This window comes from Cupriavidus sp. 22TCCZM04-2 (assembly GCF_057798895.1).
Genome location: NZ_JBYOJS010000023.1, coordinates 69248 through 93396, shown reverse-complemented (window position 1 = coordinate 93396; position 24149 = coordinate 69248). Strand labels below are relative to the sequence as shown.

21 protein-coding genes are annotated in these 24149 nt (G+C 67.0%); 8 read left to right on the top strand and 13 right to left on the bottom strand.

Annotation, left to right across the window (positions count from 1 at the left end; genetic code table 11):
• A partial coding sequence (gene prpC, locus AC3FKG_RS26005) for a bifunctional 2-methylcitrate synthase/citrate synthase (RefSeq protein ID WP_488744504.1) occupies positions 1–1124 on the bottom strand: 1124 nt, incomplete at its 3' end.
• Positions 1125–1158: 34 nt separating this feature from the next.
• Complete coding sequence (prpB, locus tag AC3FKG_RS26000; protein WP_488744503.1) at positions 1159–2067, bottom strand: methylisocitrate lyase; 909 nt, start codon at positions 2065–2067, stop codon at positions 1159–1161.
• Positions 2068–2323: 256 nt separating this feature from the next.
• On the opposite strand from prpB, the gene prpR reads away from it, so the two are divergent.
• Positions 2324–4315, top strand: a complete 1992-nt coding sequence (prpR, locus tag AC3FKG_RS25995; protein ID WP_483711419.1) for a propionate catabolism operon regulatory protein PrpR — start codon at positions 2324–2326, stop codon at positions 4313–4315.
• A gap of 27 nt (positions 4316–4342) precedes the next feature.
• Here prpR and AC3FKG_RS25990 read toward each other — a convergent pair whose 3' ends face one another.
• Both AC3FKG_RS25990 and AC3FKG_RS25985 read right to left on the bottom strand, forming a co-directional pair.
• Positions 4343–5347, bottom strand: coding sequence for a cysteine synthase A (locus AC3FKG_RS25990; RefSeq protein ID WP_483711418.1), 1005 nt, complete (start codon positions 5345–5347; stop codon positions 4343–4345).
• 104 nt (positions 5348–5451) lie between these two features.
• On the bottom strand, positions 5452–5745 hold the full coding sequence (locus AC3FKG_RS25985) for a putative quinol monooxygenase (protein WP_483711417.1): 294 nt from the start codon (positions 5743–5745) through the stop codon (positions 5452–5454).
• Between the two features lie 220 nt (positions 5746–5965).
• Between AC3FKG_RS25985 and AC3FKG_RS25980 the strand changes: the two genes are divergently transcribed.
• Together AC3FKG_RS25980 and AC3FKG_RS25975 are read left to right on the top strand one after the other, a co-directional pair.
• A complete protein-coding gene (locus AC3FKG_RS25980) occupies positions 5966–7201 on the top strand; it encodes a cyclic di-GMP phosphodiesterase (RefSeq protein WP_483711416.1) in 1236 nt (411 codons plus the stop codon).
• Positions 7202–7290: 89 nt separating this feature from the next.
• On the top strand, positions 7291–8613 hold the full coding sequence (locus AC3FKG_RS25975; RefSeq protein ID WP_483711415.1) for a mechanosensitive ion channel family protein: 1323 nt from the start codon (positions 7291–7293) through the stop codon (positions 8611–8613).
• 3 nt (positions 8614–8616) lie between these two features.
• On the opposite strand, the gene purT is transcribed toward AC3FKG_RS25975, so the two are convergent.
• Positions 8617–9822, bottom strand: coding sequence for a formate-dependent phosphoribosylglycinamide formyltransferase (purT, locus tag AC3FKG_RS25970; protein WP_483711414.1), 1206 nt, complete (start codon positions 9820–9822; stop codon positions 8617–8619).
• Positions 9823–10055: 233 nt separating this feature from the next.
• Between purT and AC3FKG_RS25965 the strand changes: the two genes are divergently transcribed.
• Entirely contained in the window at positions 10056–11252 is a 1197-nt protein-coding gene (locus AC3FKG_RS25965; RefSeq protein ID WP_483711413.1) for a BamA/TamA family outer membrane protein, read from the top strand.
• A 45-nt stretch (positions 11253–11297) separates the two neighbouring features.
• Here the strand turns inward: AC3FKG_RS25965 and AC3FKG_RS25960 are convergent, their stop codons facing one another.
• The 5 genes from AC3FKG_RS25960 to AC3FKG_RS25940 form a co-directional block, all read right to left on the bottom strand.
• Positions 11298–12467, bottom strand: a complete 1170-nt coding sequence (locus AC3FKG_RS25960) for an MFS transporter (protein ID WP_483711412.1) — start codon at positions 12465–12467, stop codon at positions 11298–11300.
• A 275-nt stretch (positions 12468–12742) separates the two neighbouring features.
• Positions 12743–13744, bottom strand: a complete 1002-nt coding sequence (locus AC3FKG_RS25955) for a Bug family tripartite tricarboxylate transporter substrate binding protein (protein ID WP_483711411.1) — start codon at positions 13742–13744, stop codon at positions 12743–12745.
• 146 nt (positions 13745–13890) lie between these two features.
• Complete coding sequence (locus AC3FKG_RS25950; protein ID WP_483711410.1) at positions 13891–14655, bottom strand: crotonase/enoyl-CoA hydratase family protein; 765 nt, start codon at positions 14653–14655, stop codon at positions 13891–13893.
• A gap of 45 nt (positions 14656–14700) precedes the next feature.
• A complete protein-coding gene (locus AC3FKG_RS25945; RefSeq protein ID WP_483711409.1) occupies positions 14701–15468 on the bottom strand; it encodes an SDR family NAD(P)-dependent oxidoreductase in 768 nt (255 codons plus the stop codon).
• An 84-nt stretch (positions 15469–15552) separates the two neighbouring features.
• Entirely contained in the window at positions 15553–16731 is a 1179-nt protein-coding gene (locus tag AC3FKG_RS25940) for a thiolase family protein (RefSeq protein ID WP_483711408.1), read from the bottom strand.
• 250 nt (positions 16732–16981) lie between these two features.
• On the opposite strand from AC3FKG_RS25940, the gene AC3FKG_RS25935 reads away from it, so the two are divergent.
• Positions 16982–17782 (top strand): IclR family transcriptional regulator, encoded by an 801-nt coding sequence (locus AC3FKG_RS25935; protein WP_488744502.1) that lies wholly within the window; start codon positions 16982–16984, stop codon positions 17780–17782.
• Positions 17783–17887: 105 nt separating this feature from the next.
• Positions 17888–18178, top strand: coding sequence for a nucleotidyltransferase family protein (locus AC3FKG_RS25930; protein ID WP_488744501.1), 291 nt, complete (start codon positions 17888–17890; stop codon positions 18176–18178).
• Between the two features lie 57 nt (positions 18179–18235).
• Here AC3FKG_RS25930 and AC3FKG_RS25925 read toward each other — a convergent pair whose 3' ends face one another.
• Positions 18236–19033, bottom strand: coding sequence for a crotonase/enoyl-CoA hydratase family protein (locus AC3FKG_RS25925; RefSeq protein WP_483711406.1), 798 nt, complete (start codon positions 19031–19033; stop codon positions 18236–18238).
• 273 nt (positions 19034–19306) lie between these two features.
• On the opposite strand from AC3FKG_RS25925, the gene AC3FKG_RS25920 reads away from it, so the two are divergent.
• Both AC3FKG_RS25920 and AC3FKG_RS25915 read left to right on the top strand, forming a co-directional pair.
• Positions 19307–20527, top strand: coding sequence for a CaiB/BaiF CoA transferase family protein (locus tag AC3FKG_RS25920; RefSeq protein WP_488744500.1), 1221 nt, complete (start codon positions 19307–19309; stop codon positions 20525–20527).
• 110 nt (positions 20528–20637) lie between these two features.
• Entirely contained in the window at positions 20638–21558 is a 921-nt protein-coding gene (locus AC3FKG_RS25915; protein WP_488744509.1) for a Bug family tripartite tricarboxylate transporter substrate binding protein, read from the top strand.
• 82 nt (positions 21559–21640) lie between these two features.
• On the opposite strand, the gene AC3FKG_RS25910 is transcribed toward AC3FKG_RS25915, so the two are convergent.
• Both AC3FKG_RS25910 and AC3FKG_RS25905 read right to left on the bottom strand, forming a co-directional pair.
• Positions 21641–22543 carry a Bug family tripartite tricarboxylate transporter substrate binding protein gene (locus tag AC3FKG_RS25910; protein ID WP_488744499.1) on the bottom strand — a complete coding sequence of 301 codons (903 nt, stop codon included), beginning with the start codon at positions 22541–22543 and terminating at the stop codon, positions 21641–21643.
• 59 nt (positions 22544–22602) lie between these two features.
• A complete protein-coding gene (locus AC3FKG_RS25905; RefSeq protein ID WP_488744498.1) occupies positions 22603–24030 on the bottom strand; it encodes an amidase in 1428 nt (475 codons plus the stop codon).
• Between the last annotated feature and the right edge of the window lie 119 nt (positions 24031–24149).

Here is a 24149-nt window from a genome sequence, read left to right as displayed (position 1 = left end):
CCAGTGTAGTTGGCGCTCGGGCGGATGATCTTGTTGTCGATGCGCTGCTCGATGATGTGCGCAGCCCAGCCCGACGTACGCGCGATCACGAACAGCGGCGTGAACATCGCGGTCGGCACGCCCATCATGTGATAGCTCACGGCGCTGAACCAGTCCAGGTTCGGGAACATCTTCTTGATATCCCACATCACCGTTTCCAGGCGCTCGGCGATGTCGAACATCTTCATCGAGCCGGCTTCCTTCGACAGTTCGCGCGCGGTGGCCTTGATGACCTGGTTGCGCGGGTCGGCAATGGTGTACACCGGATGGCCGAAGCCGATCACGACTTCCTTGTTCTCCACGCGGCGGCGGATATCCGCCTCGGCTTCGTCGGCGTTGTCGTAGCGTTTCTGGATCTCGAAGGCCACTTCATTGGCGCCGCCGTGCTTGGGGCCGCGCAGCGCGCCGATCGCGCCGCAGATGGCCGAGTGCATGTCCGAGCCCGTGCCGGCGATGACGCGGCCGGTGAAGGTCGATGCGTTGAACTCGTGCTCCGCGTACAGGATCATCGAGGTGTGCATCGCGCGTTCCCACTGGGCCGACGGCTTCTTGCCGTGCAGCAGGTGCAGGAAGTGGGCGCCGATGGAGTCATCGTCGGTTTCGACTTCGATGCGGCGGCCGTTGTGGCTGAAGTGGTACCAGTACAGCAGCATCGAGCCCAGGCTGGCCATCAGCTGGTCGGCGATGTCGCGCGCGCCCGGGGTGTTGTGGTCGTCCTTCTCCGGCAGCACGGTGCCCAGCACCGACACGCCGGTGCGCATCACGTCCATCGGGTGGGCCGAGGCCGGCACGCATTCCAGCGCGGCCTTGACGTTGGCGGGCAGGCCGCGCAGCGACTTCAGCTTGGTCTTGTACGCGGCCAGTTCGGCCTTGTTCGGCAGCTTGCCGTGGACCAGCAGGTGGGCGATTTCCTCGAACTCGCAGGCATCGGAGGCATCGGCCACGTCCAGGATGTCATAGCCGCGGTAGTGCAGGTCGTTGCCGGTACGGCCAACGGTGCACAGGGCGGTGTTACCGGCGGTCACGCCCGACAGGGCAACGGACTTCTTGGGCTTCGGGGTGGCGATCGGTTGTGCTTCGGACATCAGGGTCTCCTTGTGAGGTACGGTTCGGCTGGCCTTACTTGGCCTTGCCCTGGGCAAACAGGGCGTCGAGTTTCTGTTCGTAGGCGTGGTAGCCGATGCTCTCGTAGAGTTCCGAGCGCGTCTGCATGGTGTCGACCACGTTCTTCTGGGTGCCGTCGCGGCGGATGGCGGTGTAGACGTTCTCGGCGGCCTTGTTCATGGCGCGGAAGGCCGACAGCGGGTACAGGACCATCGACACGCCCGAGCCGGCGAGTTCATCCGTGGTGAACAGCGGCGTGGCGCCGAATTCGGTGATGTTGGCCAGCACCGGCACCTTCACCGCGTCCACGAACTTGCGGTACATGGCCAGGTCGGTCATGGCTTCCGGGAAGATCGCGTCGGCGCCTGCCTCGACGCATGCCACGGCGCGCTCGATGGCGCTTTCCAGGCCTTCCACGGCCAGCGCGTCGGTGCGCGCCATGATCACGAAATTCTCGTCGGTACGCGCATCGACGGCAGCCTTGATGCGGTCGACCATCTCGCCCTGAGTGACGATTTCCTTGTTCGGACGATGGCCGCAGCGCTTGGCGCCGACCTGGTCTTCAATGTGCATGGCCCCGGCGCCGGCCTTGATCAGCGAGCGGGTGGTGCGGGCCACATTGAAGGCCGACGAACCGAAGCCGGTGTCGACATCGACCAGCAGCGGCACATCGCATACGTCGCTGATGCGGCGCACGTCGATCAGCACGTCTTCCAGGCCCGAGATGCCCAGGTCGGGCAGGCCCAGCGAGCCCGCGGCCACGCCGCCGCCCGACAGGTAGATGGCGCGGTAGCCAGCGCGCTTGGCCAGCAGGGCGTGGTTGGCGTTGATGGTGCCCACCACTTGCAGCGGATGCTCTTCGGCCAGGGCCTGGCGGAAGCGGGCGCCGGCCGAGCGGGCCAGGTCGGATGCGGAATAGATCATGGTGCGGTGTCTCGTTGTCAGGGGCAATGATGGAACGGGACCAATAACGCAAGCGCTATGCCAGCCCCTCGGACCAACCTTGCGCGCGTCCTTAACTAATTGATTTTATGGATAATTTTGATACAAGCGGTGAGTGTTCAACGGCGCGGAAAGGCATTTCATCGCACTATTGCATTGCATGCGTGGAATTCGAATTTCACGATTGAAATTCATATCCCGGGCGGGCACAATAGCAGCACTTTACCGTCGAAGCACCATGCCACCCTCAGCCTCTCCTTCCGGCCTGCCGCGCATCTGGGCCCTGGGCATCAGCCGCCTGCAGCGCGCCTTCGCGGAACTGATTCCAGCCTATTCTCACCTGGCCGAGTTCCGCATCGTCGGCCGTGCCTACGACTCCGCGGCCGACGCCATTCGGCGCGAGGCGCGCGAAGGCAAGCTCGACGTCGTGGTATCGGGCGGCTCCAATGGCGCCTACTTGCGCCAGCACGTGGACCTTCCGGTCGTGCTGGTCAAGGTGACCGGTTTCGACGTGATGAGCGCATTGGCGACCGCTCGGCGCATCTCGCCCCATGTGGCGCTCGTGACGCACGCGTCCACGTACGCCGAGGTCGACGAATTCACGCGTGCGTTTTCGCTGTCGATCCCCGCGTACACCTATCTGACCGAGGACGACGCCACCGCGCGGGTGCAGACGCTCAAGCAGGAAGGCGTGAAAGTGGTGGTCGGCCCTGGCCTGGTGACCGACCTGGCGGACCGGCTCGGCCTGATCGGCGTGTTCCTGTACTCGGGCAATTCCGTGCGCATGGCGCTGGAGGATGCCATCGAGGCGGCACGCCTGCGGCGCATCGAGTCGGGGCGCCGCGACTACGTCAATAACATCCTCGCGCACCTCAACGAGGGCGTGGCCGCGGTCGACGGCGAAGGCCGCATCCAGTCATTCAACCCGGCGATGGAGCGTTTCCTCGGCACACCGGCCGCGAGTGCGGTCGGACGCAAGCTGCAGGCGCTGTCGCCGGGTCTGTCGCTGGATGACGTGATCCAGAGCGGCGCGAAGGAACTCGAGGCGATCCAGAAAGTGGGCGACCGCATGGTCGTGGTCAATCGCATCCCGCTCGTCAACGAGTCGGGTACCACGGGTGCGCTGCTGACCCTGCAGGACGCGACCGCCATCCAGCGCGTGGACCGCAACCTGCGCTCGCGCAGCCGGACGCGGCTGCCCGGGGTGCGCTACAGCCTGGAAGACCTGGCTGGCACTTCGGACGCCATGGCGCACTTGCGCGATCTGGCGCGGCGTTATGCGGCCGTCGATTCCACCGTGCTGATCGGCGGCGAGAGCGGCACCGGCAAGGAGGTGCTGGCGCAGGGCATGCACGACGCCAGCCCGCGCCGCGCCTTCCCGTTCGTGGCCGTCAACTGCGCGGCGTTCCCCGAGGCGCTGCTCGAAAGCGAACTGTTCGGCTATGAAGAGGGCGCGTTTACCGGCGCACGGCGCGGCGGCAAGGCGGGCCTGTTCGAGTCGGCCCACAACGGCACGCTGTTCCTTGACGAGGTTGGCGACATGCCGCTGGCGCTGCAGACGCGACTGCTGCGTGTGCTGCAGGAAAAGCAGGTGCTGCCGATCGGCGGGCTTGAGGCCGTGCCGGTCAACGTGCGCGTGATCGCCGCCACGCACCGCGATCTCCCGCAGCGCGTGCGCGAAGGCAGCTTCCGCCAGGACCTTTACTACCGGCTCAACATCCTGCGCATCGAGGTGCCGCCGCTGCGCGAGCGCGCCGGGGACTTGCCGGAACTCGCGGACCTGCTCTACCGGCGCGCGCTGGAACGTCTGGGGCTGGAGCATCAGGAGGGCCTGCCGGAGGTCGCTCGCCTGCGCCTGGCTGGCTATCACTGGCCGGGCAATATCCGTGAACTGGAAAACGTCACCGAGCGCATTGCGGTGCTCGTGGCGGGCCGCCCGCTGGAGCCCGCCGAACTGCAGCGCGAACTGCATGCCGCGGTGCCGGAATTGTTCGGCGATGATGTGGGGACAGCACCCGAGGCGCGGATTTTCGTCGACATCCCCGCGCAGGAAAGCACGCGCAGCAGCCCTGGGCGCCGTGTCGGCCGTTCGCTGGCGGGTGTCGCGCAGGCGAGCGAGACCGAGCATATCCGCCGGGTGCTGGCCGAATGCGGCGGCGATCGCAATGCGGCCTGCCATATCCTGGGGATCAGCCCCACCACGCTGTGGCGGCGACTCAAGGCGGATTGAAGGAGGACTGAGGGCGGATCGAGGGCGCTAGCCCGCATGCGGCGACGCGTGCGTGAATGGCGTCGGAACCAGCCCCTTGCCGGCCAGCCAATCGTGATTGAACAGCCGTCCGAAGTAAAGATCGCCGCGGTCGCAGAGCAGGGTGACGATGCGATGGCCCGGGCCCATTTCGCGCGCCAGCGCGACGGCGGCCGCGACGTTGATGCCCGTGGAGCCGCCCAGGAACAGCCCTTCCTCGCGCAGCAGGCGATAGACCATGTCGACGCAGGCCTGATCGTCGACCCGCACGGCGTCGTCGATCACGGTGTCCTGCAGGTTCGCGGTGACGCGGCTGGAACCGATGCCCTCGGTGATCGAGCTGCCTTCGGACTTCAGTTCGCGGTGCTTGACGAAGTTGTAGAGGCTGCTGCCGCAGGGATCGGCGAGCACGATGCGCACGCGCGGATTGTGTTCCTTCAGGCAGCGCGAGATCCCTGCCAGCGAGCCGCCGGTACCGGTGGCGCAGACGAAAGCGTCGAGGTGTCCGGCGGTGTCATGCCAGATTTCCGGGCCGGTGGTTTCGTAGTGGGCCTGGCGATTGGCCACGTTGTCGAACTGGTTGGCCCAGATGGCGTTATCGGTCTGCGCCGCCAGCCGGCCGGCAATCTTCTGGTAGTTGTCCGGGTCGGCGTACGGCTTGGCCGGGACCGCGCGCACCTCGGCGCCGAGCATGCTCAGGCGCGCCATCTTCTCGGGGGACTGCGTATCGGGAATGACCACGATGCAGTGGTAGCCGCGCGCCGCGCAGATATGCGCCAGGCCGATGCCGGTATTGCCCGCGGTGCCTTCGACGACCGTGCCGCCCGGCCGCAGCGTGCCGCGGCGTTCGGCGTCGCGGATGATGTAGAGGGCGGCGCGGTCCTTGACCGAACCGCCGGGATTCAGGAATTCAGCCTTGCCATAGATGTCGCAGCCGGTCTCGGCGCTCAACCCGCCGAGCCGGATCAGCGGCGTATGTCCGATCGTGCCGACAAAACCATCCCTGACATCCATGGCGCGCTCCTGCCACGCCCCGCAAGGCATGGGGCGTCATCCAGAGTGATAGACCGGGCAGCGGAGATTGACAAGACAGGCGGCGCGCGGCGCCGTTGGCACCGTTAGGCCGCGTTCAGCCAGCGGAAGTCGAAATCGCCTTCGAGCAGCTCCTGCCGCGTGGCGTGGAAGTCACGCATATATTCGCGGTTCAGGTGCGATTCCAGCGCGCCCTTGGAGTCCCAGACCATGTAGACCACGACAACCTGGGCATCCTCTGCGTCCTGTCCGACGTGGTAGTTCAGGCAGCCCGGCTCCGTCAACCCGCGCGAGCGCAGCGAATCGAGCTGGGAAACCAGAGCTTCGCGGCGATTGGTCTTGGCGCGGGCAATGCCGACTAGCGTGTACGTTCTGGACATGGGATGACCGGCGAGCGTCTGCGGGCGTCTGGTAAGCGATTGGCGGGCCATTGTAGCCGGGCCCGGCCGTGTGGCGGGAATGCCCGAGGAGCCCGTCTGGACATTGTCCGGTGGCTTGACAGCGGCGGCCGGCTCCGTTCCAGCTGCATATTTTCCTAAAGTCCTGGCCGCGGCTGCCGATATGGGGCGGAACGAGGCACCATTTCACACGGGGCAATGCATGTTGAGACGAATCAAGGCGGAGCAACTGCAGGTCGGCATGTTCGTTGCCAAGCTGGGCGGGCCCTGGCATGCGCGGGCATTCTCTCGATCGAAGTTCCTGGTGACCAGCGAGGATCAGGTCGGCCAGATCCGGTCTTCGGGCGTGCAGGAGCTGTGGATCGACATCCTCAAGGGCCGCAACGCGCCAACGCCGCCGGCGGCGCTGAACCCCTGGGAGACGCCGGAGCCGGATCCCGCGCCAGTCCCCGCCATCGGCCTGGAGGCCGAGTTCGGCCACGCGCGCGAGTTGCTGCAGTCGGGCAAGTCAGTGATCGGCTCGATGTTCACCGACGTGCGCATGGGGCGCGCGCTGGAGGTCGACGGCGCGCTGCTGCTGGTGGACTCGGCGTCGCAGTCGCTGTCGCGGCATTCGCAGGCTCTGATCGCACTGGCGCGGCTCAAGGCGCGCGATGACTATAGCTACATGCACGCATTCGCCATGTGCGCGCTGATGGTCGCGGTCGGGCGGACCATGGAACTGCCGCCCGAAGAGGTCCGCGACCTGGGCCTGGCCGGCCTGGTGCATGACATCGGCAAGCTGACGCTGCCCGAGGCCGTGCTGCACAAGCCCGCTTCGCGCAAGCCCGGCGAGGACGAGGAGATCCGCCGCCATCCGTCAACGGGCTACCGCATCCTGAACGAAGCGCGCGTGAACGCCAATGTCGTGCTGGACGTGTGCGTGCACCACCACGAGCGCGTGGACGGACGCGGCTATCCGTTCGGGCTGATGGGGCGCGAACTGAGCGTCCACGCCAAGATCGCGGCCATTTGCGACACGTACGATTCCCTGACTTCCAGCCGCCCGGGCCACCAGGAATGGTCGCCCGCGCGCGCCATGGAATACATGGCGGTACGCGTCGACACGCTGTTCGACCGCCGCGTGTTCAAGGCCTTTACGCGTACCGTGGGCATCTACCCGCTCGGCACGGTGCTGCGGCTGCGCTCGAACCGGCTGGCGGTAGTCTGCGCCCAGCATGAATCCGAGCCGCTGCGGCCGCGCGTGATGGCGTTCTACTCGGTGGCGGACTCGCGTGCGCTGCCGCCGCAGGTCATCGACCTGCGCCAAAGCGACGACAGCGTGGTGGCTTTTGAAGACCCGGCCGACTGGGGCTATACCGACGAACAGTTGCTTGCGATGTACGCGGGGCAGGGGCAGCCCGGCGCGGCGGAGGCCACGGCGATGCCCGCCGCCTAGCCGGCAGGGGGGCAAAGGAGGCCCGCCCGCGCGCTGCCGCCGCGTTTTTGTACACTGGGCGGCTGAGTGAACCGCCTATTCGTGCTTTCATGGACTTCGATGCCCTGCCGGACCTGATCCAGCACTCCATGCCCACCCGCCCGTGGGCGCAGAACCTTGTCTACATGGCGATCCTGATCCTGGTCGCCACGGTCGCCCAGTGGCTGGTGGCCAAGGTGGTATCGCGCGTGGCGCACCGGCTGCTGGTCATGGCCGGCAACGGCCGCTGGAGCAAGGGGCTCATGCGTCACCGCGTGTACCGGCGCTTCGGCTATGCCGTGTGGTTTGCGGTGATTACCGTAGGCGCCGACGAGGTCCCGAATATCGGCCGCTACGCGCAAGCCGTCGAACGGATCACGCATGCGGGCACGTGGGTCTGCATCTTCATGATGATGATCGGCGCGCTGGGCGCCTGGCAAGACGTTTATGCCGGCAGCACGCGCGCGCAGACACGCTCGATCAAGGGCTACGTGCAGGTGGGGCGGCTGGGCCTGTGGCTGGTGTGCGGCGTGCTGGTGCTGTCGATCCTGATCGACCGCTCGCCACTGTGGATGCTGTCGGGCATCGGCGCGTTGTCCGCGGTGCTGCTGCTGGTATTCAAGGATACGCTGCTGTCGCTGGTGGCCAGCACGCAGCTGACCTCGAACGACATGCTGCGCATCGGCGACTGGATCGAGATGCCGCAATGCAATGCCGACGGCTACGTCAAGGACATCGCCCTGCATACGGTGAAGGTGCAGAACTGGGACAACACCGTGACTACGGTGCCGACCTACAAGCTGTTTTCGGAAAGCTACCGCAACTACCGCCAGATGTTCGAATCTGGCGCGCGCCGCATCAAGCGCACGCTGCGCCTCGACGCCGGCAGCGTGCGGTTCCTGAGCGACGACGAAGTCCATGCGCTGATGCGCTTCCGCCTGCTGCACGACTACCTGGAACAAAAGCAGGCCGAAGTCGACGAGGCCAACCGGCTGCTGGTCGAGGCCGGCAGCGATGCGGTCAACCGCCGCCGTCTGACCAATATCGGCACCTTCCGCGCGTATGGCATTGCCTACCTGAAGGCGCATCCGGAGATCCACCAGGACCTGCTTCTCAACGTGCGCATGATGGAGCCCGATTCGCACGGCATCCCGGTCGAGGTCTACTGCTTCACGCGGCTGACCGGGTGGATGGACTACGAACGCATCCAGGGCGATCTGTTCGACCACCTGCTGGCGATCCTGCCCGAACTGAGCCTGCGCCTGTACCAGGCGCCCTCAGGCGCGGACCTGACCGGGGCACGCACCAATTCCCTGCTGGCCGCGGCGCAGGTTGCGGCGGCGCAAGTGGCGCAAGTGGCGACACCCGAGAAGAAGGCATCGCCGATGCGGTAAGCATCAGCCCGCCACGCGCGGCTTGACGCGGCTGGCCGCCTCCTTGGCGCGCGCGCGCGCGGTGTCGACATCGTCGGCATAGGCCAGCGCCACGCCCATGCGGCGCGTGGTGAAGCTTTCCGGCTTGCCGAACAGACGGACCTCGGTCTGCGGCACGCGCAGCGCCTCGGCCACACCGTCGAATACGACGCCCCGGGCCTCCACGCCGCCGTAGATCACGGCGCTGGCACCGGGGCTCTTCAGCGCCGTGCTGACCGGCAGGCCCAGGATGGCGCGCGCGTGCAGCTCGAACTCGTTCTGCCATTGCGTGGCCATGGTGACCATGCCGGTATCGTGGGGGCGCGGGCTGACTTCGCTGAACCAGACCTGCTCGCCCTTGACGAACAGTTCCACGCCGAACAGGCCCTGGCCGCCGAGGTCCGACGTGACCGCGCGTGCAATGTGCTCCGCCTTTTCCAGCGCCGCCGGGTGCATCGGGTGCGGCTGCCAGCTTTCGACGTAATCGCCGCTGACCTGGACGTGGCCGATCGGCGCGCAGAAGTGGGTTTCGACCTGGCCATCGGCGCCGAGCGCGCGCACCGTCAGCAGGGTGATCTCGTAGTCGAAGTCGATAAAGCCTTCCACGATGATGCGGCCGTGGCTGACGCGTCCGCCTGCCATGGCGTACTCCCACGCAGCCTTGACGCCTTCGGGGCCGTCGATTTTGCTCTGGCCTTTACCGGAGCTGCTCATGACCGGCTTGACCACGCACGGGTAGCCGATGCCGCCGTCGATCGCGGCTTGCAGTTCTTCGAGCGAATCGCAGAACTTGTACGGGCTGGTCGGCAGGCCCAGGGTTTCGGCGGCGAGCCGGCGGATGCCTTCGCGGTCCATGGTCAGGCGCGCGGCGCGCGCGGTGGGAATCACGCGCACCACGCCGGCGGCTTCGAGCTGCTCAAGCATCGGCGTGGCGATGGCCTCGATCTCGGGCACCACAAGCTGCGGCTTTTCCGCCTCGATCAGCGCCTTGAGCTGTGCCGGGTCGCTCATGGCGATGGTGCGCGCGTGGTGGGCGACCTGCTGGCCGGGTGCGTTCTCGTAGCGGTCCACGGCAATCGTTTCCACACCAAGCCGCTGCAGCGCAATCAGCACTTCCTTGCCGAGCTCGCCGGAGCCGAGCAGCATGACCTTGGTGGCCGAAGGGGAAAGGGGGGTTCCGAGGGTCGTCATGGGGCGTGGTGGCGCGGAGCTGGGAAACCCCGCATTGTAGTGCAGGCGGGCGGCGGATCCGGCCGCATGCCGCCCAGCAACGGTGCCACGAGCGCACGCGCGGACCATGCCGTTGAATTCGTGCTTCGAAAAGTTTCATGACGGCAGGCCAAGTCTGGCCGCCATGCCGGGATACATTCGGCCTTGACCTTAAACCACGGCGTGCGGCAAGCCGGACGCACACGTAGATCAGCATGAGAACCCTGCCACCATCTGCCCGGAACACGATGGCCGCGCTACTGGCCGCGCTGGGACTGGCGACCTGGGGTCCGGCGCTGGCGCAGGACGCCGCACCACCAATGGCACCGGCGTCGCCAGAAGCGAAGCCCGCGCGCAGCCTGTCCTTCTTCGATCCCGAGGACGGCATGTTCGACGCGAGCGACTACCTGCTCAACCACAAAGGTGCGCTGCCGGTCCCGACCATCATCACCGAGCCTGCGGTGGGCTATGGCTTCGGACTCGGGCTGGTGTTCTTCTCGGAGTCCATGGCCGAAGCCGCCGCCAATGCGAGGGCATCCGGCAAGGGCCCTGCGCCGCCGAATATCACGGTGGTTGGCGGCGCCTACACGGAAAATGGCACCTGGGCGGCTGGCCTGGGCCATTTCCACACCTGGGACGGCGACCGCTACCGGTATCTCGGCGCGATTGCAAAAGTGGATGCCCAGCTCGATTACTTTGGTCAGCTGAACCAGGCGCGCGCCTACGAATTGCAGGGCAACTTCCTGGTACAGCAGTTCCTGGTCCGCATCGGTGACTCGCCCTGGTACGTGGGGCCACGCTACGTCATGTTCGATTCATCGGCCACGTTCAAGTTTGGCAGCGCCACCGAGTTGGGGAATATCGAAAAGGACCAGCGCATCGGCAAGGGCGGCATCGTGGTCGACTACGACTCGCGCGACAACATCTTCTATCCGAACCGCGGCAGCTATGCCGAACTGGAAGCACAGTTTGCACGCGTCGGTTTCGGCAGCACGCAGACCTTCAATATGTACAACGCGCGCGGCTTCACCTGGCTGCCGCTGGCACGCACGCTGATCCTGGGGCTGCGCGCCGACACGCGCTTTTCCACCGGCGATGTCCCGTTCTACGCGCAGCCTTACGTCGACCTGCGTGGCGTGCAGAAGGGCCGCTACCAGGACCGCAATGCCGTCATGGCGGAAATGGAGCTGCGCTGGGATGTCACGCCGCGCTGGTCGGTGCTGGGCTTCACCGGGACCGGCAAGGCCTATGGGCGCTGGAATGACTTCTCCGATGCCAGCAATGTCTACAGCGTGGGGGCGGGCTTTCGCTACATGATCGCGCGCAAGCTCGGGGTATCGATGGGTATCGACGTCGCCCACAGCAAGGGGCAGAACGCCTTCTACATCCAGGTCGGCAGCGCGTGGCACTGAGCCGTCGCGGCGCGACGGCTCATGGTGACAGGCCTGATACCGGGACTAAGTGGCGGCGAGTGCGGGCGGTCGGCGCTGCGTCGCTACGGCAAAGGCGATCTGCGCCAGCCCCGCGCTCAGGCCGAGCCCCACGCCGACCTGCCACGCCAGCGTGTACGATCCCAGCGCGTCATACACCAGGCCACCACCGAACGCGCCGACAAAGCTGCCGATCTGGTGGCTGAAGAAGGCCATGCCAGCGATCATGGCCTGCCAGCGCAGCCCGAAGGTCTCGCCGATCCAGCCCGCCACCAGGGGGGCCACGCCAAGCCAGAGGAAACCCATCACGGCCGCGAACACCAGCGTGCTCGCCGGCGTGGGTGCCGACGAGAAATACCAGGTCAGCGCCAGCGAGCGGATGGTGTAGATGCTGCCCAGCAGCAAGAGCTTGTTGACGCGCCCGCCGGCCCAGCCGAAGAAGATGCTGCCCAGCACGTTGAAGCCGCCGATGACGCCTAGCGCCTTCGCGCTGAGCATCGGGTCCATGCCGCAGATATCGAGGTATGAGGGCAGGTGCGTGGTCAGGAAGACCAGCTGCATGCCACAAACGAAATAGGCCATCGCCATGACCAGGAACGGTACGTGGCGCAGGGCCGATCCCAGCGCCTGGCGCGCGTTGCCCTGGTCCGCCCCTTGCGGCGTAGCGACAGGCAGGCGGTCCACGCGGCCGGCGAACCAGGCAGCGGGCAGCATCACCAATGCCAGGACGACGAACGCCGCCACGCCGGTGCGCCAGCCGAACGACTGCGAGACCACCTGGCCAATCGGCGCCGCGATCAGCGCACCCAGCGAGCCGGCGCCCGATACCAGGCCCAGCACCGTGCTGCGCATGGCCGCCGGCACCGGCCGCGCCGCTACCGCCATGGAGATGGCGCTTCCCGTGCACGCCATCGACGCGCCGATGGCCACGCCCGCGCCGAGTGTCACGCCTACCATTCCGTGCGAGGTGCACAGCAGCACCAGCCCGATCACATAGAGCAGCGAGCCAGTCATCATCAACGGCCGGAAGCCAACGCGCGCGGCCCACGCGCCCGCGAGCGGCTGCAGCAGTCCCCAGGCCAGGTTTTGCACGGCAATGGCGACGGTGAAGTCGGACACCGAAATGCCAAGGTCCTTCGTCAGCGGCGGCATGAAGATGCCCAGGCTCTGGCGCAGGCCCATAGCCAGGCTCAGCATGACGGAGGCGCCGACGAGAATGGGGAGCGCCGGGCGGAGCGCGTGGAAGCGGGAGGGCACGGGGGACGTCTCGGGTCGTTATTGTTGTCCCGATGACTCGCGCCATTTCACATGAGGATTAAGCAGGCGCTGAATTCACCGAGCGAAGCCAGCGTAGGGGCTGGCCGGACGGGTGTCAATGTGGCTGGCACCCGCCCGGTGGCTCGCGGCAAATGTCCTGTGCGGCTATCGGTCGGGCCCGCGCAGACTTCGCTCGCAGGCGTCGCGAAGGTCCCTCAGTCGAGGCTGACTTTGGATGCCTTGATGGTCTCGCCCCAGCGCTTCACCTCGCTGTCGACGAGCGCCGCGAACTTCGTTTGTGGTTCGCCACCAGCGATGCCGCCCATCTCGCGGAACTTGGCCACGATCTCGGGATCGCGCATGGCCTTGACCAGCGCCTCCTGCAGCGCGGCAAGGACCGCGGGCGGGGTCTTCGCCGGCGCGAAAACGCCAAGCCAGCCCATTACCACGAAATCCCTGATCCCGGCCTGTTCCATGGTCGGCACATCGGGCAGGCCGGGCAGGCGCTCGGCGCTGGTGACGGCCAGCGCGCGCAGCTTGCCGGCGCGGATATGCGGCAACGCCTGCGTCATGTTGTCGAACATGAACGTCGTTTCGCCTGCGAGCAGCGAGGTGGTGGCCGGCGTGGACCCTTTGTACGGCACATGGATGACTTCGGTGCCGGTGCGCAACCGGAACAGCTCCGAGGTCAGGTGCGTGGTCTGGCCGATGCCCGCCGAGGCATACGAGTACTTCCCGGGCGACTTCTTCAACTGCGCGACCAGATCGGCCACGGTCTTGTACCGCGACTGCGCGTTGACGACCAGCACGTTCGGGAAGGAGATCATGTCCGTAAGCGGCACGAAATCCTGAGGCTTGTAGGTCAGTTTGCTGTAGGCGCTGTAATTGATGGCGTGCGAGCCGGTGTTGCCGACCAGCAGCGTGTAGCCGTCGGCGGCCGCACGCATGAACGTCTGCGTGCCGATGATGCCGCCGCTGCCGGGGCGGTTGTCTACCACGACGGGCTGGCCGAGCAGGACCGACAGCTTCTGCGCGACGAGGCGCGTCGGGATATCGGTGGTGCCGCCGGGCGCGCCGGGCACGATGATGGTGATGGGCTTGTCGGGCCACGCGGATGCGGCCTGCGCGGCGTAGGGCAGGGCGGCCGCGCCCAGGATGCCCGGAAGCATCAGCGCGGCGGAAGTCTTGAACAGCGATTGTGGCAGCCGGGTGATCATGGTGGTCTCCTCCATGGTTTTGTCTGTGGTGCTGCAGTGCTGCAAGGCGTGGATGGCAGTGCGGCCGGCGCAAAAGGCCGGCCGCACGGGCAAGGGTTACCGCTTCATGCCGCTTATTTGCCGCTTATTTGCCGCTTACTTGCCGCTTACTTGCCAGTCCACACCGGCTTGCGCTTCTCCGCGAACGCGGCCGCGCCTTCGCGCGCATCGGCCGAAGAGAACACCGGCGCAACGATCGGGCGCTGGCGCTCGAACATCTCGGCCGCCGACCAGTCAGCCGATTCGCTGACGATCTGCTTGCTGACCGCCACGGCCATCGGGCCATTGGCGCCGACTTCCCCGGCCAGCGCCAGCGCGGCTTCGAGCGCCTGGCCCGGCTCGGTCAGGCGATTGACCAGGCCGTAGGCATGAGCCTGCTCGGCGCCGAGCAGATTGCCGGTCAGGGCGTACTCCATGGCGATGTGGTACGGCATGCGGCGCGGCAGGCGCATCAGGCCGCCAGCGGCGGCCGCCAGGCCGCGCTTGACTTCGGGCAGGCCGAACTTGGCGGCCTTCGAAGCCACGATCAGGTCGCAGGCGAGGGCCATTTCAAAGCCGCCGGCCAGGGCATAGCCTTCGACGGCGGCGATCAGGACCTTGCGCGGCGGCGCCTCGGTCAGGCCGCCGAAGCCGCGGCCCGGCAGGCTCGGGCGCTTGCCCGCCAGGAAGCCCTTGAGGTCCATGCCGGAGCAGAAGGTGCCGCCCGCGCCGGTCAGGATGGCCACGCTCAGGTCGTCGCGCGACTCGAGCTGGTCGAGCGCGGCGGCCAACGCCGTCGCGGTCTCGAAGTCCATGGCGTTGCGCGCCTCGGGCCGGTTCATGGTGATCAGCAGGATGTTGCCGCGTGTTTCGAGTTGCAGCGTTTCGCTCATGCTTGTCCTTGGTTCCTTGGGATCGGTCGTGAAGAAATCAGCGGCTCAGCGCGGGGCCATCCGGATGGCGCCATCCAGGCGGATGGTTTCGCCGTTGAGCATGATGTTCTCGAGGATGTGCAGGGCGGTCGAGGCGTACTCGTCCGGCGCGCCCAGGCGCGCGGGGTGCGGCACCATGGCGCCCAGCGAGGTGCGCACGTTTTCCGGCAGCTTGGCCAGCAGCGGCGTGTCGAACAGGCCGGGGGCAATCGTGCAGACGCGGATGGCGCGTTGCGCCAGGTCACGCGCGGCCACCAGCGTCATGCCGACGATGCCGGCCTTGGCCGACGAATACGGAATCTGGCCGATCTGGCCCTCATAGGCGGCCACCGAAGCGGTCAGCACGCAGGCGCCGCGCTCGCCGTCCACAATTTCATTCCTGGCCATGCGGGCGGCGCCCAGGCGCAGCGCATTGAACGTGCCGATCAGGTTGATGCGCACCACCGATTCGTACTTCTCCAGCGAGCCCGGCGAGCCGTCCTTCTCGACCACGCGCACTGGGGCGCCCAGGCCGGCGCAGTGAACCAGCGCGCGCAGCGGGCCGAGCGCTTCGGCGGCGTCATAGACAGCGTTCATCTGGTCGGTGTCGCAGACATCGGCCTTGACGAAGCGCGCCTTGGGGCCGAGTTCGTCGACGGCGGCATGGCCGCGTTCTTCGGACAGGTCGGCGATCACCACGCTCACGCCACGCTCGATCAGGCGGCGTGCGGTGGCCAGGCCCAGGCCGGACGCGCCGCCGGTCACGACGGCGGACATATCAGCGGTCAGTTTCATCTTGAGTCTCCGGTGCTATTCAGGAATTGGGGTGTTCGGGAAATACAGCGCAGGCCGGGAAAGATCCCGGCCTGCGCAAAAGCGTTACAGGCGTTCGATGATGGTCGCGTTGGCCATGCCGCCGGCCTCGCACATCGACTGCAGGCCGTAGCGGCCGCCGCTGTCTTCCAGCGCATGCAGCATGGTGGTCATCAGGCGCACGCCCGACGCACCGAGCGGGTGGCCCAGCGCGATCGCGCCGCCACGCGGGTTCAGGCGCGCAGCATCGGCGCCCAGCGCCTTCTGCCAGGCCAGCGGCACGCAGGCAAACGCCTCGTTGATCTCGTAGTGGTCGATCTGGTCGAGGTTCAGGCCGCTCTTCCTGATGGCGCGCTGGCTGGCGGGGATCGGTGCGGTCAGCATCATCACCGGATCGTCGCCGCACACGTCGAAGGCCACGAAGCGCGCACGCGGCTTCAGGCCCAGGCGCTGTGCCATCGATTCGCTCATCAGCAGCATGGCCGAGGCGCCGTCGCTGATCTGCGAGGCATTGCCCGCGGTCACGTTCCAGCCGATCTGCGGGAAACGCGCGCTCAGTTCGTCATTGCGGAACGAGGCCTGCAGCGTGCCGAGTTTCTCGACCGACGTGCCGGCGCGGATGGTCTCGTCATGCTCGACCACGCCGTTGGGCGTGACGATCGGCAGGATCTCGCGGCGGAACGCGCCGGCTTCGCGCGCGGCGGCGGCCAGTTCGTGCGAGCGGGCCGAGTAGCCGTCCATCTGTTCGCGCGACAGTTCGTACTTGGCGGCCACCAGTTCGGCGGCGACGCCCTGCGACACCAGGCCCGGCGCGTAGCGCGCTTCCATCGACGGGCCGTAGGGATTCTGGCCGATACGCGCCGAACCCATCGGCACGCGGCTCATCGACTCGATGCCGCACGCGATCACGATGTCATAGGCGCCGGCCATGATGCCCTGCGCGGCGAAGTGCACGGCCTGCTGGCTGGAGCCGCACTTGCGATCGATGGTGGTGGCCGGCACGTGGTCGGGCAAGCCAGCAGCCAGCCAGGCCACGCGGCCCGGGCCGGCGGATTGCTCACCGGCCTGCGTGACACAGCCCGTGATGACGTCGTCCACCAGGCCAGGGTCCAGCTTGTTGCGCTCGACCAGGCCCTTGAGCACCTGGGCCAGCAGTTCGGTGGCGTGCAGTTCGGTGAAAGCCGAACCCGGCTTGGAGCGGCCCATCGGGCTGCGGATGGCGTCGACGATGACGGCTTGTTGCATGCGGTTGTCTCCTGAAAAGCAGCTTCGGATAGCGAGTGACGAGCGACGGATCGGATATTGAGACGTTGGTATCGAAAAGTGATCGTCGGATACGATGATTTGGGATTCTCGCGTCGGAAATTTGCCACGTAAACCCAAAATACCGGATTTGACTTCGGAAAAAGCGAAGGGCAACATCCGGGTTTTGAGACACTGGTATCAAAAAACTCCAGACTCCGACGTTGATATGGCTAATGAATCACAGATTTCGATGACGTCGCCGCCTGTTGGGGGTGGTGAGGCCGAAGGCGAAGCTCGCCTGGTCAGTGCGCTGGCGCGCGGCATTTCCATCCTCAACTGCTTCTCGCCGACCGTGCAGGAGCTGAGCAGCCGGGAACTGATGGAGCGCACCGGCCTGGCCAAGCCGACCCTGTTCCGCTTGCTCGACACCTTGTGCGAACTGGGCCTGCTGCATTATTCGGAACGCCTGTCGCGCTACGTGCCGGGCGTCGGGCTGGTGAACCTGGCCGCGCCGGCGCTGGCGCGCATGACGGTGCGGCAGCTCGCGCGCCCGCTGATGCAGGAGCTGGCCGACCACATCGAAGGGCAGGTGGAACTGATGGTCGGCAACGGGCACACGCTGACCTATGTTGAAATCGCGCAGGGAGCCCGCAGCCATGTCTATCGTCCGGAGGTCGGTACGCGTGTGTCGATGTCGCGCACGGCATCCGGCCGTGCCTATCTGTCGATGATGGGCGATGCGGAGCGCAACGCATTCCTGGAGCACCTGCGCGTTACGGATCCACAGCGTGAAACCTGGCTGCGGGGAAGGCTGGCGGAGGCGGCGCACGACCTGGAGGCGCACGGCTTCTGCCGGGGCCACCGCGACCTGCATCGGGAAATCGAGTCGATCGCTGCGCCGATGCGCGCACGCCGCGACGGCGAGGCGTGGCTGTTCGCTGCGTCGGTGCCCGTGTTCAGCCAGCAGAGCAAGCAGTTGCTGGAAGACGTCGGGCCCCGGCTGGTCAGCCTGGTGCGGAATGTGGAGGGTTCGCTGGGGGCAGCGGGGTAGACGGAATCCGTAACGGTTGACGGGACACAATCGGCAGGAGGCGGTCCTTAAATTTCGAATCTCGTTTTCTTACCATCGCAGCAAGTTTTGATGGAAAGGATGCCCATGCGACCGTCGGTTGCGCTTGACATGAAGCGAAGCGCGGTGCGCGAAGCGACCAGCCGCTTCCGCGCAGCGAACCCGCGCGTCTTCGGCTCCGTGCTGCATGGCACTGACGAGGATGGCAGTGACCTGGATCTGCTCGTCGATGCCTTGCCGGGTGCGACGTTGTTTGACCTCGGCGGCCTGCAGGATGAACTGGAGTCAATGCTCGGCATCCGCGTCGATCTGCTGACGCCTTCGGACCTGCCGCTGAAGTGGCGGGGCCAGGTGCTCGCGGAGGCACGGCCGGTATGAGCGGGAACCGCCTGCCTGACGCAATCTTAGGCGGCCAGGCCGCCCCGTCACACAAACTCAGTTCCCCGTGAACACCGGCTTGCGCTTCTCCAGGAACGCCTGCACCGCTTCGCGGTGATCGGCGGTCTGGTGCGACAGCGCCTGGTAGCCGGCCGAAAGTTCCAGCAGCGTGTCCAGCCGCGTATGCATACCTTCGCGCATCAGCCGCTTGGCCAGCCGCACGGCATGCGGCGGATTGGCGGCGATGCGCTCGGCCAGCGCGTGCGCCGCGGGCAGCAGTTCTTCCGCCGGCACCACGCGTGACACCAGGTTCCACTCCAGCGCCTGCTGGGCGCTGATGGGCTCGCCCGTGAAAATCATCTCGGCGGCGCGCGACAGCCCGATGACGCGCGGCAGCAGCCACGCGCCGCCATCGCCGGGGATGATGCCCAGCCGCACGAACGACTCCGCAAACTGCGCGCGCTCCGAGGCAATGCGCAGGTCGCACATGCAGGTCAGGTCCAGGCCGGCGCCCATGGCCGCACCGTTGACGGCGGCGATCACCGGCACCTCCAGGTTGAACAGCGCCAGCGGCAGGCGCTGGATGCCGCAGCGATAGTCCTGGCGGATCTCCATGCCGCTGACCTCGCCCGAGGCCTGGCGTTCCATGTCGCGGATATTGCCGCCCGACGAGAAGGCGGTGCCCGCACCCGTGATGATGACCGCGCGCACGCTGCGGTCGCCGTGGATGCGGTCGATGGCCGCCAGGAACTCGTCGACGGCGGTATTGCCGGTCAGCGGGTTGCGGCGCTCGGGCTCGTTCATGGTCAGGGTCACGATGTGGCCCTGCTGCTCGTAGCGAAGGAATTCAGCCATGTTGTGGTCTCTCCGTTTCTGAATCTGTGAATGCTGCCTATTGCTTCGGGATGCCGGCCGGTTCGGCCGCGTCCGTCCAGAGCGTCTTGCAGCCAAGGCTAAGGGGAGCGGCATGGCTTCGTCCAATATTCATTTGTTGCCAGGTGATATCCCTGAGATATCGGCGCCGAGCAAATGAATATTGGACACCGATGTCGGGGCACTCCTAAGCTGAGCTTCGGCTGTCCGCCTGGAGCAGCCGGGCAGCACAGACCAGGAACACGAAGGAGACACATGAAGAAAGCCCTCGGACACATCAGGGTGCTGGACCTCACGCGCGTGCTGGCCGGCCCCTGGGCCACGCAGAACCTTGCCGACATGGGCGCGGACGTGATCAAGATCGAGCGTCCCGGCGCCGGCGACGACACGCGCGCCTGGGGCCCGCCGTTCCTGCGCGACGCGCGCGGGCAGGAGACGCGCGATTCGTCCTACTTCCTCAGCGCGAACCGGGGCAAGCGCTCGGTGACCGTGGACATCGCCACGCCCGCGGGCCAGGCCATCATCCGCGACCTCGCGCGCGAGGCCGATGTGGTGGTCGAGAACTACAAGGTCGGCACGCTGGCGCGCTACGGGCTCGGCTACGAGGACCTGCGCGCCATCAACCCGCGGCTGGTGTACTGCTCGATCACCGGCTTCGGCCAGAGCGGGCCGTATGCGGCGCTGCCCGGCTATGACTTCGTGTTCCAGGGCATGGGCGGCCTGATGAGCATTACCGGCATGCCCGATGGCGAGCCCGGCGGCGGCCCGGTCAAGTCGGGCATCGCGATCACCGACCTGCTGACGGGCATGTACGCGACCACGGCCATCCTGGCCGCGCTGGAGCACCGCCATGTGAGCGGCGTGGGCCAGTACATCGACATGGCCTTGCTGGACTGCGTGGTGACCATCAACTCGTACCAGGCCATCAACTACTTCCTGTCGGGCAAGGTCCCGCAGCGCATGGGCAATGCGCACTCGAACATGGTTCCGTACCAGGTGTTTCGCTGCAAGGAAGGCGATGTCATCGTGGCCGTCGGCAATGACGGCCAGTACCGCGCGCTGTGCAAGGTGATCGGGCGGCCCGATCTGGCCGACGACGAGCGCTTCTCCACGGCCGGGAACCGCAACCGCAACCGCGAGGCACTGATCCCGCAGGTGGCCGAGGCCATGCTCGCGCGCACCATGACCGAATGGGTCGAGCTGCTGGAAGCCGCCAACGTGCCGTGCGGCCCCATCTACGACATGCAGCAGGTGTTCGAAGACCCGCAGGTGCGCCATCGGGAAATGCAGGTGTCGCTGCCGCACAGTGCCGGCATGAACGCGCCGGGGCTGGCCAATCCGATCCGGCTGTCGGATACGCCGATCCGCTACGAGCATTCCGCACCCACGCTGGGCGAGCACACCGACGAGGTCCTTGAGGGACTGGGCTACGACGCTGCGCGCATCGCAGCGTTGCGCAAGGGCGGCGTGTTGTAGGACCAGCCGATGGTCGCTGCAAACCAGATACCAACCAGGAGGAGACAGCAGTGAAGACCAGATTCCCGTTGCGCCTCGCAGCTGCCGTTGCGGCAGCCGTTCTCAGCGTCATGGCTACGCCCGCAGGTTCGCAGACACGCGCGCAGCCGATTCGCTTTGTCGTGCCTTATCCGCCCGGCGGCGCGGCGGACCAGATCACGCGGCTGGTGGCACAGCAGGCCAGCTTCACGCTAGGCACGCCCATCGTGATCGACAACAAGGGTGGGGCGGGCGGCATCATCGCCGCCGAGACCGTGGCTCGGGCCGAGCCCGACGGCAAGACCTTCCTGGTGGGCTCCAATGCGCCGCTGGTCATCAACAGCGCGCTCTACACCACGCTGCCGTACGACCCGGTCAAGGACTTCAGGCCGGTGGCGGGCATGGGCAAGTCGCCGCTGCTGCTGGTCACGCGGCAGGACCTGCAGGTGAAGTCCGTGAAGGAGCTGGTGGCGCTGGGCAAGCAGTCGCCCGGCAAGCTCACCATGGGTTCGGCCAGCAGCGGCAATATCACGCACCTGGCCGGCGAATACGCGGCATCGCAGCTTGGCTTCAAGGTCACGCACGTGCCGTTCGCGGGCAGCGCGCCGGCCATCATCAGCCTGATGGGCAAGAACATCGACATCATGTTCGACGCCTTGCCTTCGTCGATGCAGCAGGCCAGGAGCGGCAAGCTGCATGCGCTGGCGATCCTGGACCGCAGCCGCTTTCCGCTGCTGCCGGACGTGCCCACCATGCAGGAGCTGGGCTATCCTGGGCTGGAGGCCAGCGCATGGTTCGGCGTCGTGGCGCCGTCGCGCACGCCTGATACGGTGGTGGCGGGGCTGAACCGTGCCATCAACGACGCGCTGAAGCAGCAGGACCTGCAGGACAAGCTGCACGCGATCGGCGCGCAGCCGATGCCGGGTTCGGCGGAGGCGTTTGGCCAGTTCGTGCGCGATGAGCGTGCGCGGTGGATTCCGCTGGCGAAGACGCTGGGGGTGGAGGCGGATTAGCGGTGCTCCCTCTCCCGCTTGCGGGAGAGGGGAGAAACCCCGTCGCTCACGGCGACGCGATCCGGCGCCTTGCACTCCTTCATCAGTCCTCCGCCACGAAGCCAGTCGCCTCCACGATCGGCCGCCACGCGGCGCGTTCGACCTGAATGCGATGCCGCTCCACTTTGGCCAGTACATCGGGCTGCGTGCCGGCGGGCACGAACACGCCGTACCAGCTGGTCGCGTAGTCATACTGGCTGAAGCCCTGTTCCTTCATGGTGGGCACGTCGGGCAGCGCCTTGGCGCGCCGCGTGCCGCTCACGCCCAGGAACTGCAGCTTGCCGCCCTTGTAGAGCGGCATCATGCTGGCCACCGCATCCCAGCCGATCGACACATTGCCGCTGATCACGTCGACGAGCATCGGCGATGCGCCGCGATAGGCGGCCGGCGTAATGGCCACGCCGGCGGCCTTGCCCAGCGCGATCGTACCGAGATGGCCCGCGCTGCCGATCGTGGCCAGGCCCAGGCTGGCCTTGTCCGGATTGCGGCGCGCCCAGTCCATGTATTCCTTCATGTTCTTGTAGGGCTGCTGCACGCCCGCGGCGACGACCGTTGGCACGTCGGTCAGCACGGCGGCCGGGACCAGGTCCTTGTCGGCGTCATACGACAGCTTCTTGTAGGTCAGCGGGAAAATGGTGAAGAGCGGCGACGGGCCGATGAACACGGTCTTGCCATCGGGCTTAGAGCGCTTGACGTAGTCCAGCGCCAGCCGCGCCGAGGCGCCGGGGCGGTTTTCCACGATGACCGTGCCGTGGCCATCCTGGCGCAACTGCTCGGCATAGATGCGCGCCAGGCTGTCGGCTGCACCGCCCGGCGCGTAGCCGACGATGATGTGCATGGGCTCGGCATTGTCCGCGGCGAATGCGGTAGCGGCGGGAACGGCCATGGCGACGGCGGACATCGCCAGAACGGAGAGCGAGAACTTGCGGCGTGAGGCTTGATACATGGCAGTGGAGCTGGCTGGCGAAGCGTTGAGAGCAGGAGACATGGCGGAAAGGCGGACAGTCATGGCAGCGCCGGCCACTGGCCGGTCAGGCCGTGCGCGGCTTCGAACAGGGCAGCCACGCGCAGCAGTTCCGCATCGCCGCGGAACCGGCCCACGAGCTGGAAGCCGATCGGCAACCCGTCGCGGCCGAACCCGCAGGGCAGGCTGATGGCGGGGTGGCCCGTCATGTTGAAGGGCATGGTCCACGGGAACCAGTGGGCGCGGACGTTTTCATAAGCCGTGCCATCGATGTCGATGGTGCCGAACAGGTCCTGCCCAATCGGCAGCGCCGTGCGCGTCAGCGTGGGCATGGCGAGCAGGTCGCCGCGCTGCAGCAGCGCCTGCACGCGCTGGAACAGCCTGGAGCGCTCGAACATGGCCTGCTGGTATTCCACGCCGCTGAAGTGCGCGGCCGATTCGACCTGCCGCACGAAGGTGGGGCTGAGGTCGCTGCCATGCCGGGCGACGATATCGACGAAGCGCGTGCGCCAGACGGTGTGATTGATCGCGCGCCAGATCGGCTCCACGTCGAAGCCCTCGCCAGAGAAGGGCTCCAGCTCCGCGCCCAGCTCTGCCAGCTTCCGCAGGCTCGCCTCGAACGCGCTGGCGACATCGGCGGATACCAGCCGTCCCGGCGGCGCCGCGCAATACAGGACGCGCCGGCCGCGCAGGTCGCCGCGAGGCTGCGCGGCGTCGACATAATCCGGCGTGGGGATGCCGATCGACCACGGATCGCACGGATGCTCGCCAGCCATGGCCTGCATCATCAGGCCGGTGTCCGCGACCGTGCGCGTGGTCGGGGTGACATAGGTCTGGTTGCAGAACAGGTCCTGCGCCTGGCTGTGCGGGATCACGCCCTGGCTCTGCTTGATGCCGACCACGCCATTGCAGGCCGCCGGAATGCGCGTGGAACCGCCGCCGTCGGTCGCCACGGCCAACGGGGCGATGCCGGCGGCCACGGCCACCGCGGCGCCGCCGCTGGAGCCGCCGCTGGTCCGTTCCGCGCTCCACGCATTGCGGGTGCGCCCGAACAGCGGGGAATCGGTCAGGCACTTGGAGCCGAATTCGGGCGAAGTGGTCTTGGCCACCAGGATGGCCCCCTGCTCACGCAAGCGGCTGACCGCCACCGCATCCTCGGTCGGCACGTTGTCGCGCATGGGCACGGCGCCGAAGGTGGTGCGCACGCCGCGCGTATTGACGATGTCCTTGACGGTGAAGGGAATGCCGTGCAGCGGTCCCAGGGGCTGGCCGGCCATCACCGCGTGCTCGGCCTCGCGGGCCGCCGCCAGCGCCTCGTCTGCGCATACGGTGATCAGGCAGTTCAGCTCGGGCTGGAGGCGCGCGGCGCGTTCCAGCACGGCCCGGACCACTTCCACCGGCGATACCTCCTTGCGCCGGATCCGGCCCTGCAGTTCGACGGCGGACAGAAAGCAAAGCGCGTCGCTCATCGTGATGGGTCTCCTGTGTTCCTAATGACAGGCGGGGGGGGGGGGGGGCGCCCCCCCCCCCCCCCCCCCCCCCCCCCCCACACCCCCCCCCCCCCCCCCCCCCCCCCGGCCCGCCCCCC